A 12,421-nucleotide genomic window follows, 5' to 3' on the forward strand; every position below is an offset into this window, starting at 1 on the left:
CGAAGGCGCTCAGGGTCGCTCTCCGCGCTTGACCTGCGGCTTCGGAAGCCGCAGGCGGCGCATCTGGAGCGTGCGCATGAGGCCGTAGGCCACGGCGCCACGCTTCGGCTCGTTCGGGAAGCGCTCGTTCAGCTGCTTCCGGAGACGGATCCAGATGCCGATCGAGTCGATCACGATCAGAATGATCACGCCGAGCCAGAGCAGCAGCGAGATGTTCTGCAGCGAACGGTTGGCGTTGCCGAAGAGCGACAGCACGAGGATCACCACGGCCATCGGGAGGAAGAACTCGGCGATCGCGAAGCGGGAGTCGACGAAGTCGCGGACGAACTTGCGCACCGGACCCTTGTCGCGGGCCGGCAGATAGCGCTCGTCACCGCTCGCCAGCGCCTCGCGCTGTCGGGCCAGGTCCGAGCGACGCGCCTCGCGCTGACGCTTGGCGGCCTCCTTGCGGTCGGTCGGCACCGTCGCGGCGCGCTTGCGCTGGGTCTGCGCCTCACTCCGCTTCGGTGTCGGGCGGCCCTTGGGGGCCTCGGGGTCGCGGGGCTGCTTGGAGAGGTCCGCCGTCACCTTGTCGGTGGGGGCCTTCTCATCCTTCGAACGGCTACGGAACACAAAACCCAAGGGTACGGGGTGGTGGCCGGGAACCCGATGCCGGGCGGGAACGATCCGCTAACGGACGGCGTCTTGTGACGTACGCACCGGGGGAGGTACGGGGTCCCCCTACTCCCTGGGCGGGAGGACGGGCCGCGTCCAACTCGTCCTTGGGGAGGAGCGCATCCCGCTCCGAACAGTGCGGTAATGGAGACAGGGCCCGTAGTGTGGATCCTGTTGGAGAGCTGGAGCCGAAGTCCGTCAGAAGGGGGCGCGCGAAGCCCATGAGCGGTGTCATGAAGCGTATGGGGATGATCTTCCGCGCGAAGGCGAACAAGGCCCTTGACCGGGCCGAGGATCCGCGCGAGACGCTCGACTACTCCTACCAGAAGCAGCTGGAGCTGCTGCAGAAGGTGCGCCGCGGTGTGGCCGACGTCGCCACCTCCCGCAAGCGGCTCGAACTCCAGCTGAACCAGTTGCAGGGCCAGTCCGCCAAGCTGGAGGACCAGGGCCGCAAGGCGCTGGCGCTCGGCCGCGAGGACCTGGCGCGCGAGGCGCTGTCCCGCAGGGCCGCGCTCCAGCAGCAGGTCAGCGACCTCGAAGTGCAGCACCAGACGCTCCAGGGCGAGGAGGAGAAGCTCACCCTGGCCGCGCAGCGCCTCCAGGCCAAGGTCGACGCCTTCCGCACGAAGAAGGAGACGATCAAGGCGACCTACACGGCGGCGCAGGCGCAGACCCGGATCGCCGAGTCCTTCTCCGGCATCTCGGAGGAGATGAGCGACGTCGGCCTCGCGATCCAGCGGGCCGAGGACAAGACCGCGCAGCTCCAGGCGCGGGCCGGCGCGATCGACGAGCTCCTCGCCTCCGGCGCGCTCGACGACCAGTCGGGGCTCGGCAAGGACGACATCCAGGCGGAACTGGACCGGCTCTCGGGCGGTACGGACGTCGAGCTGGAGCTCCAGCGGATGAAGGCGGAACTGGCCGGCGGCTCGTCGGCACAGCAGCAGGCGATCGAGGGCGGCGCCACGGAGCAGCCGCACCCGCGCTTCGAGAAGTAACCCCGACCGACAGGACGCGTCATGATCGTACGGATCATGGGGGAGGGCCAGCGGACGCTGGCCGACAGTCACGTCGTCGAGCTGAACAGGCTCGACGACGAGCTGCTCGCGGAAGTGGAGTCCGGCGACGAGGAGGGCTTCCGCCGCACGCTGACGGCCCTCCTCGACGGCGTCCGCCGCCTCGGCGAACCACTCCCGGACGAGGCGCTCGAACCCTCGGAGCTGATCCTCCCGGCGGAGGACGCGACGCTGGCGGAGGTCCGAGAGATGCTCTCCGACGACGGCCTGATCCCAGGCTGAACCCTTTCAGCCCCGCACCTCGGCCCCGCCGGCACCTCCAGCCCCGCCGGCGTTTGAGGCGCGCTTTCAGCCCGTCCGGCGTGTGAGGACCGGGGTCCGGGGCAGAGCCCCGGTTTCGGGAAGGGGCGGGGTGGGGTGAAGGCCCGCCGCAGGCGCACCGCCCCACCCCCGACGGCCCGCCACCCCGTACCGTTCCAGCACGTGACCCCCACCGGCCCCGCCCCCGCCGACGCCCCCGCCGCCCGCCTCCGCGCCTGGTTCCCCGCGCACCCCCTCGCTTTCGACGCCGCCATCGCCACCGGCACCTTCGTCTGCATGCTCGCCGCCTCCTTCACGGACCCCCACGGCAGCCCCGAGGGCCCGACCTTCGGGGACCGCGCTCCCGACCTGTGGAGCGTGCTGATCATGGTCGCGGGGGCGGCCGCGCTGGTGCTCCGGCGCCGCAGCCCCTTCGCGGTGCTCTGCTTCACCGTGACGATCTGCCTGGTCGAGCTGGTCAACGACACCCGCCCCGCCCCCATCGCGATGAGCGTGGTCGTCGCGCTCTACACGGTCGCCTCCCGCACCGACCGCCCCACCACCTGGCGCGTCGGCCTCGTCACGATGGCCTTGCTCACCGCCGCCGCGATGATCTTCGGGCCGACGCCCTGGTACGCGCAGGAGAACCTCGGCGTCTTCGCCTGGACCGGCATGGCCGCCGCCGCGGGCGACGCCGTCCGCAGCCGCCGGGCCTTCGTCGACGCCATCAGGGAGCGCGCCGAGCGCGCCGAGCGGACCCGCGAGGAGGAGGCGGGCCGCCGCGTCGCCGAGGAGCGGCTGCGGATCGCCCGCGACCTCCACGACGTCGTCGCCCACCACATCGCCCTGGTGAACGTGCAGGCCGGGGTCGCCGCGCACGTCATGGACAAGCGCCCCGACCAGGCGAAGGAGGCCCTCGCCCACGTCCGCGAGGCGAGCCGCTCCGCGCTCGACGAGCTCCGCGCCACCGTCGGCCTGCTGCGCCAGTCCGGCGACCCCGAGGCCCCCACCGAACCCGCCCCCGGCCTCGCCGTCCTCGACGGGCTCCTCGACAGCTTCCGGAAGGCCGGCCTGCCGGTCACCCTGGCCCGTACCGAGAGCGAGCACGACCGCCCGCTGCCCGCGACCGTCGACCTCGCCGCGTACCGGATCGTCCAGGAGGCCCTCACCAACGTGCGCAAGCACGCCGGGCCGGACGCCGAGGCCGAGGTGAGCGTCGTCAGGGTCGGCCGTACGGTCGAGATCACCGTCCTCGACAACGGGACCCCGCAGCCCCCGGCCCCGGGCTCCGAAGGGGGCGGCCACGGCCTGCTCGGCATGCGGGAACGGGTCAGCGCCCTCGGCGGCACCCTCACCACCGCACCCCGCTACGGCGGCGGCTTCCGCGTCCAGGCGATACTGCCGGTGACCACGACCCGTACGGGAGAGGGGGAGGACGCGTGACGCCGACGATCCGGGTGCTGCTCGCCGACGACCAGGCCCTGCTGCGCAGCGCCTTCAAGGTCCTCGTCGACTCCGAACCCGACATGCGGGTGGTCGGCGAGGCCGCCGACGGCGAGCAGGCCCTCGCCCTGGCCCGCTCGGAGCGGCCGGACGTCGTCCTCATGGACATCCGCATGCCGGGCACGGACGGCCTCGCCGCGACCCGCGCGATCACCGCCGACCCCGAGCTCTCCTCCGTACGGATCGTCATGCTGACGACCTTCGAGGTCGACGAGTACGTCGTGCAGTCGCTGCGCGCCGGAGCCTCGGGCTTCCTCGGCAAGGGCGCCGAGCCCGAGGAGCTGCTCGGCGCGATCCGGATCGCCCACGCGGGCGAGGCGCTGCTCTCCCCGGCCGCCACGAAGGGCCTGATCGCCAGCTTCCTCGCGCAGGGCGGCGGCCTCGACCCGGCGGGCGACGGCGGACGCCCGTACCCCGAGCGGCTCGCCGCGCTCACCGCCCGCGAGCGCGAGGTGCTCGTCCTGGTCGGCGGCGGGCTCTCCAACGACGAGATCGCCGAGCGGCTCGACGTCAGCCCGCTGACCGTGAAGACGCACGTCAACCGCACGATGGCCAAGCTCGGCGCCCGCGACCGGGCCCAGCTGGTGGTGACGGCGTACGAGTCGGGCCTGGTGCGCCCGAGGGCGGAGTAGCCCCCTCCGTACGGCACGGCGAGACTGCCCGCGTACTCCAGACGCGGTATGCGCGAGGTAAGGAAGTGGGCCTGCGGGGCGAGGACTTCCGGCCGCGCATGGCGGAGGGTAGGGGCCGGGGGGAGGCACGGCCTCGGCTGCTCCCGCCTGCCGCCGCGTACGCCGAGTACGCCGCTTACGCCGAGTACGCCACAGAAGAGAGACCCCATGTCCTGGCTGTCCAGATTCAGCCTCGCGCAACGGGCCCTGATCGGGCTGATGTCCATCGTCGCGATCGTGTTCGGCGCGATCGCGATCCCGCAGCTGAAGCAGCAGTTGTTCCCCTCGATCGAGCTGCCGATGGTCTCGATCCTCGCCCCGTACCAGGGCGCCTCTCCCGATGTGGTCGAGAAGCAGGTCGTCGAGCCGCTGGAGAGCAGCCTCAAGTCCGTCGACGGGCTGAAGGGCGTCACGGCCACCGCCTCCGAGGGCATGGCCGTCGTCATGGCCTCCTTCGACTACGGCGACGACTCCACCAAGCAGCTCGTGGCCGACGTCCAGCAGGCCGTGAACCGGGCCCGCGCCCAGCTGCCCGACACGGTCGACCCGCAGGTCATCGCCGGTTCGACGGACGACATGCCGACCGTCGTCCTCGCCGCCTCCTCCGGCAAGGACCAGCAGGCCCTGGCCGACCAGCTGGAGCGGACCGTCGTCCCCGCCCTGGAGGGCATCGAGGGCGTCGGCCAGGTCTCCGTCAGCGGCGTCCAGGACCTCCAGATCTCCGTCGTCCCGGACCAGCGCAAGCTGGCCGCGGCCGGCCTGAGCTCCATGAAGCTCGCCGAGGCCCTCCGCTCCGGCGGCGGCACGATCCCGGCCGGCTCGTTCTCGGAGGACGGCAAGAGCCGCACGATCCAGGTCGGCGGCGGCTACACCTCGATCGAGCAGATCCAGGACCTGCGCATCCCGCCGGCCGTCCCCGGCAAGGGCAAGGCCGTCCGCCTCGGCGACGTCGCCGAGGTCCGCCAGGAGGAGTCGCCGGCCGTCTCCCTGACCCGTACCAACGGCAAGCCCAGCCTCGCCGTCATGGCGACCATGGACAAGGACGGCAGCGCCGTCGCCATCTCCGACGCCGTCGAGGAGAAGCTGCCGGAGCTCCGCCGCGACCTCGGCGACGGCGCCGAGCTGACCGTCGTCTCCGACCAGGGCCCGGCCGTCGCGAAGGCCGTCTCCGGCCTGACCACGGAGGGCGCGCTCGGCCTCGTCATGGCCGTCCTGGTGATCCTGGTCTTCCTGACCTCGATCCGCTCGACCCTGGTGACCGCGGTCTCCATCCCGCTCTCGGTCGTCCTGGCCCTGATCGTGCTGTGGACCCGCGACCTGTCCCTGAACATGCTGACGCTCGGCGCGCTCACCATCGCCATCGGCCGGGTCGTCGACGACTCGATCGTGGTCCTGGAGAACATCAAGCGGCACCTCGGCTACGGCGAGGAGCGCCAGTCGGCGATCATCACCGCCGTCCGCGAGGTCGCCGGCGCGGTCACCTCCTCGACCCTCACCACCGTCGCCGTCTTCCTGCCGATCGGTCTGACCGGCGGCATGATCGGCGAGCTGTTCGGCTCGTTCTCGCTGACGGTCACGGCGGCCCTGCTCGCCTCGCTGCTCGTCTCCCTGACGGTCGTCCCCGTGCTCTCGTACTGGTTCCTCCGCGCCCCGAAGGGCACCTCGGAGGACCTGGCGGAGGCCCGCAGGCTCGCCGAGGCCAAGGAGGAGAAGAGCCGTCTCCAGCGCGCGTACGTGCCGGTGCTCCGCTTCGCGACCCGGCGCCGGCTCACCAGCCTGGCGATCGCGCTCGTCGTCCTCGTCGTCACCTTCGGCATGGCCCCGCTCCTGAAGACGAACTTCTTCGACCAGGGCGAGCAGGAGGTGCTCAGCATCCAGCAGGAGCTGCCGCCCGGCACCAGCCTGAGCGCCTCCGACGAGGCCGCGAAGAAGATCGAGAAGGTCCTCGCGGAGACCGAGGGCGTCAAGGACTACCAGGTCACCGTCGGCTCCTCCGGCTTCATGGCGGCCTTCGGCGGCGGTACGGGCTCCAACCAGGCCTCGTACAAGATCAGCCTGGAGAGCTCCGACGCGTACGAGAAGACCCGCGACGCCCTGGTGAAGGCCTTCGACGGGCTGGACGGCATCGGCGACACCACCATCGCGGCCGGTGACGGCTTCGGCAGCCAGGACCTGAGCGTGGTCGTGAAGGCGGCCGACGCGGAGGTCCTCAAGGCGGCCTCCGAGCAGGTCCGTACGGCCGTCGCCAAGATGAAGGACGTCACCGACGTCCAGAGCGACCTGGCCCAGTCCGTTCCGCGGATCTCCGTGAAGGCCAACGAGAAGGCGGCCGACGCGGGCTTCGACTCCGGTTCGCTCGGCATGATCGTCGCCCAGGCGGTCCGGGGCACCCCGGCCGCCAAGGCGATCGTCGACGACACCGAGCGGGACGTCCTCATCACCTCGGCGAAGCCGGCCACCACCCTGGCCGAGCTGAAGGCGCTGCCGCTCGGCCCGGTGAAGCTGGGCGACGTCGCGACCGTCGAGCTCGTCCCGGGCCCGGTCTCCATGACCCGGATCGACGGCGCCCGCGCGGCGACGATCTCGGCCAAGCCGACCGGCGACAACACCGGCGCGGTGAGTGCGGCGCTCCAGACCGAGATCAACGCTCTCGACCTGCCCGAGGGGGCCACCGTCAGCATCGGCGGCGTCTCCGAGGACCAGTCCGAGGCGTTCACCAACCTGTTCCTGGCGATGCTCGCGGCCGTCGCGATCGTCTTCATGCTGCTCGTGGCGACCTTCCGCTCGCTGATCCAGCCGCTGATCCTGCTGGTCTCGATCCCGTTCGCGGCGACCGGCGCCCTCGGCCTGCTCATCGTCACGGACACCGCCATGGGCGTCCCGGCGATGATCGGCATGCTGATGCTCATCGGCATCGTCGTGACCAACGCGATCGTCCTGATCGACCTGATCAACCAGTACCGGGCCCAGGGCCTGGGCGTCGTCGAGGCCGTGATCGAGGGCGGCCGCCACCGGCTCCGCCCGATCCTGATGACCGCCCTGGCGACGATCTTCGCCCTGCTGCCGATGGCCCTCGGCATCACCGGCGAGGGCGGCTTCATCGCCCAGCCGCTGGCCGTGGTCGTGATCGGCGGTCTGATCACCTCGACGCTCCTCACCCTCCTCCTCGTCCCGACGCTCTACGCGATGGTGGAGCTCCGCAAGGAGCGCCGCGCGAAGAAGAAGGCGGCGAAGAAGGCGAGGAAGGAAGGCAAGGGCGACGACGTCCTCGACATCCCGCAGCAGGCGGACGTCGACCCGGCGACGGCCTCCCTGCTCGACATCCTCGACTGATCCGCTGAACACGGCGAAGGGGCGCCCCACCACGGTGGGGCGCCCCTTCCGCGTACCTGAGGAACCGTTACGGCAGAGCGAGCATCCGCTCCAGGGCGAGCTTGGCGAAGCTCTCCGTCTCCTTGTCGACCTGGATCTGGTTGACGAGGTTGCCCTCGGCCAGCGACTCCAGGGTCCACACGAGGTGCGGCAGGTCGATGCGGTTCATCGTCGAGCAGAAGCAGACCGTCTTGTCGAGGAAGACGATCTCCTTGTCCGGGTGGGCGGCGGCCACGCGCCGGACCAGGTTCAGCTCGGTGCCGATGGCCCACTTCGAGCCGGCCGGGGCCGCGTTCAGGGTGTTGATGATGTACTCGGTCGAGCCCACGTAGTCCGCGGCGGCGACGACCTCGTGCTTGCACTCCGGGTGGACGAGCACGTTCACGCCCGGGACGCGCTCGCGGACGTCGTTGACCGAGTCCAGCGAGAAACGGCCGTGCACCGAGCAGTGGCCGCGCCACAGGATCATCTTGGCGGCGCGCAGCTCCTCGACGGTGAGCCCGCCGTTCGGCTTGTGCGGGTTGTAGACCACGCAGTCGTCCAGAGACATGCCCATGTCGCGGACGGCGGTGTTGCGGCCCAGGTGCTGGTCCGGCAGGAAGAGGACCTTTGTTGTGCCGGGCTCCCCCTGCTCGAAGGCCCAGTCCAGCGCGCGCTTGGCGTTGGACGAGGTGCAGATCGTGCCGCCGTGCTTGCCGGTGAACGCCTTGATGTCGGCCGAGGAGTTCATGTACGAGACGGGCACGACCTGCTCGGCGATCCCGGCCTCGACCAGGACGTCCCAGCACTCGGCGACCTGCTCGGCGGTGGCCATGTCGGCCATCGAGCAGCCGGCCGCGAGGTCCGGAAGGACGACCTTCTGGTCGTCGCCGGTGAGGATGTCGGCCGACTCGGCCATGAAGTGCACACCGCAGAAGACGATGTACTCGGCCTCGGGCTTGGCGGCGGCGTCGCGGGCGAGCTTGAACGAGTCGCCGGTGACGTCGGCGAACTGGATGACCTCGTCACGCTGGTAGTGGTGGCCGAGGACGAAGACCTTGTCCCCGAGCTTCTCCTTGGCGGCGCGGGCGCGCTCCACGAGGTCCGGGTCGGAGGGCGAGGGAAGGTCGCCGGGGCACTCCACGCCGCGCTCGCTCTTCGGGTCGGCCTCGCGGCCGAGCAGGAGAAGGGCGAGCGGCGTCGGCTGCACATCCAGGGGCTGGGCGGTGGTCACGTCACGCACCCTTTCTTGAGGGTCTTCTGCTGAGGGTCTTCGGGAACGCTTTTCGTCGAAATGACGCTATCTATCATAACCGCTTCGCGTCAGCATGACGATGTCCATAGTGTCGATGTGACGAATTCGCCGTCCCCGCTCCCGGGCCGGGTGTGCGAGCATGAAAGAGGAAAGACCCCACGCGGCCCGGAATGAATCCGGGGCACCGACGGTTCCACCGTTGGCAAGCAGTCTCCGTACACACCGGGAGAGAAGCAGATGTCCGTATCGGACGAACAGACCACTGTCAGCGACGGCATCCTCCTGTCCGACGCCGCCGCGGCCAAGGTCAAGGCCCTCCTCGACCAGGAAGGCCGCGAGGACCTGGCCCTGCGCGTCGCCGTTCAGCCCGGTGGCTGCTCCGGCCTGCGTTACCAGCTGTTCTTCGACGAGCGTTCGCTCGACGGCGACGTCGTGAAGGACTTCGACGGCGTCAAGGTCGTCACCGACCGCATGAGCGCCCCGTACCTGGGCGGTGCCTCGATCGACTTCGTGGACACCATCGAGAAGCAGGGCTTCACGATCGACAACCCCAACGCCACGGGCTCCTGCGCCTGCGGCGACTCGTTCAGCTAAGCCCCTAGGGCCTGTCTGACAATTCCCGCCGGGTCCGGCCCGCCCGGCACGCACGCTCGCCGTACGACCGAAACGCCCCCGTAGCTCCGCTACGAGGGCGCCCCGGCCGCACGCCGATCGCACGCACCGAACGACCCGGCCTGATCCGACGCCAATTGTCAGACAGGCCCTAGCTGTACGTCCGTGAGGGCGGCGGTCCGGTTCCCCGGGCCGCCGCCCTCACGCGTTCCCCCGACCCCCGCGGTCAGCTCCGGGGGACGTCCTCCCCGCTGGCCCCGTCCACCACGGTCCGGGAGCCGAGCGGCCGGTCGAGGGTGACCGTCTTCGTCACCTCGACGGCGATGGCGATACAGGCCCGGTCGGGATCGCGGGGCGTCTCCTTGATCCGTACGGTGACCCGGTCGGCGCTCTCCTGGGCCGTGACCGCGTAGTCGCTGCACACCCCGCCCCAGAAGGTGACGGTCAGCTTCCGGCCGTCGTCCTCCGTCCGGTACGACTGGACCTGCCGGGCCGCGGTGGGCGTGGGCGTCGGCTCGCCCGGGGCCACCCCCTGCCCGGGGACGAGGGCGCTCTGCGCCACCGTGTAGGGCGCGGTGCCCGCCGGATCGGCGGTGAAGAGCCACGAGGGCACGAGCAGCCGCTCGCCCGCCACGTCACGGGCGGCGAGCCCGAACACGGCGGCCGTGACCGGGACCTGCTCGGGCGGGGCCGAGGCGGCGGTCGGGCAGCCCTGGGGCTCCGTGGGGTTGCCGGGCGCGATCGGCTCCACGGGCGCGACGGGCTCCACCGCGGTCCCGGCGGGCGGATCGGTGGCACACCCCCCGATCCCGATCGGTCCCGTGCCCTTCGAGGCCTCGTTCAGCTCGGCGAGGGCCTTCTCCGCCCCGACGACGGGGTACGTGGCGCCCTCGACCGGCTCCTTGAGCATCCCGCTGGCGGCGACGGGCTTGCCGTCGGGCCCGATCTGGAGCCCGGTGGACCAGCCGTACGTGGGCAGTCCGCCCACCACGGGATCGGCGTTCACCATCCGCACCGAGCCGTTGACGACCTGGGTGGCCGTCACCTTGGCGTCGTCCTGCCCGACGGCCTTGAGGACGGGCGCGGCGGCCGCCTTCGCGGCGGCCTCGCTCACCGGGGAGCCGCCGGGGGAGGGCTTCGTCTCGCCGGGCGGGGGACAGGCCTTGCCCTTGAGGCAGGTGTCGCCGACGGGCCCGCCGTCGTACCAGGAGTACGTCCAGTTCCCCGGCGCCTTCCGGGCGACGTCGAGGCGGGCCCCGGAGCCGTCCTTCTCGGGCCGGATGGTCCAGACGTCGCCGACGAGCACGGGCGTACCGGGAAGGCCGAGGGCCTCGGCCAGCCTGGTCACCTCCGCCGAGGTGACCAGGCCCTGCGGCCGGTGGACCGCGGCCGAGGAGGGCCCTTGGGGGAGTGGGCCCTTGGCTGTGTAGACGGTCCCGTGGGGACCGCCGTGGGGATCGGGCTCGCCGGGCGCGATGCCGGCGCCGCTCCCCGTGGTGCCGCCCGCATCCGGGGCGGGCGGAGTGGCCGCGGGGTCGGCCAGGTTCACCGAGCCCACACCGGGCGCGGTGGCGGCGAAGGAGAGATAGACCCCGCCGCTTATGGCGAGGACGACCCCGGCCGCCACCGCGGCGGTGACTCCTCGACGCCGCCGCTTCCCGTTCTCCGTATCGCTGCTCACCACACGCTCCCTCGATCGAGCCGACCGGACGGGAATGGGACGGAGCAGGCGGACGGACGGTTCCGTCAGCCGCCGTACTCGGCGGTGGCGGCGATGAGGCGCGCGGAGGCGGCCGGCACGACGACGCCGTGGATGGACGCGGCGGAGACCGGCGCGGGGGCGGGGGCGACCGGGGTGACCCAGTGGGGGGCCATCCGAGCGCCGTCGCCGCGCAGCTCGGCCAGGCTCCACTCGGACTCGTGACGCTCGCGAGGAGCGGGGTGGATGGTCATGGGCGCACCGTATGCATCACAACGCGTCGGGGAAAAGACCTACTCTGGGGTAGTTTCCACTGTTCGGAAGTGGCGTCCTCACCCGGTAGCGTGAACTGTCATTACCGCCTTCCCGCAGGAGCATCCAGCCGTGCGTATCGCAGTCACCGGCTCCATCGCCACCGACCACCTCATGACCTTCCCCGGCCGATTCGCCGAACAGTTCGTGGCCGACCAGCTCCACACGGTGTCTCTCTCCTTCCTCGTCGACAACCTGGACGTGCGCCGGGGAGGCGTCGCGGCCAACATCTGCTTCGGCATGGGCCAGCTCGGCAGCACTCCGCTGCTCGTGGGCGCGGCCGGCTTCGACTTCGACGAGTACCGCGCCTGGCTCGACCGCCACGGCGTCGACACGTCCGCGGTCCGGATCTCCGAGGTCCTGCACACGGCCCGCTTCGTCTGCACGACGGACGCGGACCACAACCAGATCGGTTCGTTCTACACGGGCGCGATGAGCGAGGCCCGGCTGATCGAGCTCAAGGCCGTCGCCGACCGGGTGGGCGGGCTCGACCTGGTCCTGATCGGCGCGGACGACCCCGAGGCGATGCTCCGCCACACGGAGGAGTGCCGCACCCGCTCCATCCCGTTCGCGGCCGACTTCTCGCAGCAGATCGCCCGCATGGACGGCGAGGAGATCCGCACGCTGCTCGACGGGGCCACGTACCTCTTCTCGAACGAGTACGAGAAGGGCCTCATCGAGTCGAAGACCGGCTGGACCGAGCAGGAGATCCTCTCCCGCGTCGGGCACCGCATCACGACGCTCGGCTCGCGCGGTGTGCGCATCGAGCGGGTCGGGGAGCCGGCGATCGAGGTCGGCTGCCCGGAGGAGACGGCGAAGGTCGACCCGACGGGCGTCGGCGACGCGTTCCGCGCGGGCTTCCTGACGGGTCTGTCCTGGGGCGTCTCGCTGGAGCGCGCGGCGCAGATCGGCTGCATGCTGGCGACGCTCGTGATCGAGACGCTGGGCACGCAGGAGTACACCCTGGCCCGCGCCAACTTCATGGACCGCTTCACGAAGGCGTACGGCGAGACGGCGGCGACCGAGGTCCAGTCCTACCTCTCCTGACCCG

At 71.3% G+C, this 12,421-nt stretch carries 11 protein-coding genes; 7 read left to right on the top strand and 4 right to left on the bottom strand.

The window, feature by feature from the left end:
* Nucleotides 1-9: 9 nt before the first annotated feature.
* Entirely contained in the window at nt 10-612 is a 603-nt protein-coding gene (locus ACFC0Z_RS22245) for a DUF3043 domain-containing protein (RefSeq protein WP_376440606.1), read from the bottom strand.
* A 263-nt stretch (nt 613-875) separates the two neighbouring features.
* On the opposite strand from ACFC0Z_RS22245, the gene ACFC0Z_RS22250 reads away from it, so the two are divergent.
* From ACFC0Z_RS22250 to ACFC0Z_RS22270, 5 genes are all read left to right on the top strand, one after another.
* A complete protein-coding gene (locus ACFC0Z_RS22250; RefSeq protein WP_376440609.1) occupies nt 876-1,649 on the top strand; it encodes a PspA/IM30 family protein in 774 nt (257 codons plus the stop codon).
* A 21-nt stretch (nt 1,650-1,670) separates the two neighbouring features.
* The gene (locus tag ACFC0Z_RS22255; protein WP_376440612.1) at nt 1,671-1,949 is read left to right on the top strand and encodes a hypothetical protein; all 279 of its coding nucleotides are present in this window, start codon (nt 1,671-1,673) and stop codon (nt 1,947-1,949) included.
* A gap of 201 nt (nt 1,950-2,150) precedes the next feature.
* Nucleotides 2,151-3,410: a sensor histidine kinase gene (locus ACFC0Z_RS22260; protein WP_376440614.1), complete on the top strand. Its 1,260-nt coding sequence runs from the start codon at nt 2,151-2,153 to the stop codon at nt 3,408-3,410.
* On the top strand, nt 3,407-4,102 hold the full coding sequence (locus ACFC0Z_RS22265) for a response regulator (protein WP_376440617.1): 696 nt from the start codon (nt 3,407-3,409) through the stop codon (nt 4,100-4,102). The genes ACFC0Z_RS22260 and ACFC0Z_RS22265 overlap by 4 nt, the downstream gene beginning before the upstream one ends.
* 207 nt (nt 4,103-4,309) lie before the next feature.
* Nucleotides 4,310-7,474 carry an efflux RND transporter permease subunit gene (locus ACFC0Z_RS22270; RefSeq protein WP_376440619.1) on the top strand — a complete coding sequence of 1,055 codons (3,165 nt, stop codon included), beginning with the start codon at nt 4,310-4,312 and terminating at the stop codon, nt 7,472-7,474.
* A 67-nt stretch (nt 7,475-7,541) separates the two neighbouring features.
* Here the strand turns inward: ACFC0Z_RS22270 and nadA are convergent, their stop codons facing one another.
* Entirely contained in the window at nt 7,542-8,735 is a 1,194-nt protein-coding gene (gene nadA, locus ACFC0Z_RS22275) for a quinolinate synthase NadA (RefSeq protein ID WP_376440622.1), read from the bottom strand.
* Nucleotides 8,736-8,984: 249 nt separating this feature from the next.
* Here nadA and ACFC0Z_RS22280 point away from each other — a divergent pair, with 249 nt between their 5' ends.
* A complete protein-coding gene (locus ACFC0Z_RS22280; protein ID WP_360802149.1) occupies nt 8,985-9,341 on the top strand; it encodes an iron-sulfur cluster assembly accessory protein in 357 nt (118 codons plus the stop codon).
* A gap of 244 nt (nt 9,342-9,585) precedes the next feature.
* On the opposite strand, the gene ACFC0Z_RS22285 is transcribed toward ACFC0Z_RS22280, so the two are convergent.
* A complete protein-coding gene (locus ACFC0Z_RS22285) occupies nt 9,586-11,040 on the bottom strand; it encodes a hypothetical protein (protein ID WP_376440624.1) in 1,455 nt (484 codons plus the stop codon).
* A 65-nt stretch (nt 11,041-11,105) separates the two neighbouring features.
* Nucleotides 11,106-11,312: a hypothetical protein gene (locus ACFC0Z_RS22290; protein ID WP_376440627.1), complete on the bottom strand. Its 207-nt coding sequence runs from the start codon at nt 11,310-11,312 to the stop codon at nt 11,106-11,108.
* 130 nt (nt 11,313-11,442) lie between these two features.
* On the opposite strand from ACFC0Z_RS22290, the gene ACFC0Z_RS22295 reads away from it, so the two are divergent.
* The gene (locus ACFC0Z_RS22295) at nt 11,443-12,417 is read left to right on the top strand and encodes a carbohydrate kinase family protein (RefSeq protein WP_376440630.1); all 975 of its coding nucleotides are present in this window, start codon (nt 11,443-11,445) and stop codon (nt 12,415-12,417) included.
* The last annotated feature ends 4 nt before the right edge of the window (nt 12,418-12,421 follow it).

The sequence above is a fragment of the Streptomyces sp. NPDC056144 genome, assembly GCF_042264145.1.
Taxonomy (GTDB): domain Bacteria; phylum Actinomycetota; class Actinomycetes; order Streptomycetales; family Streptomycetaceae; genus Streptomyces.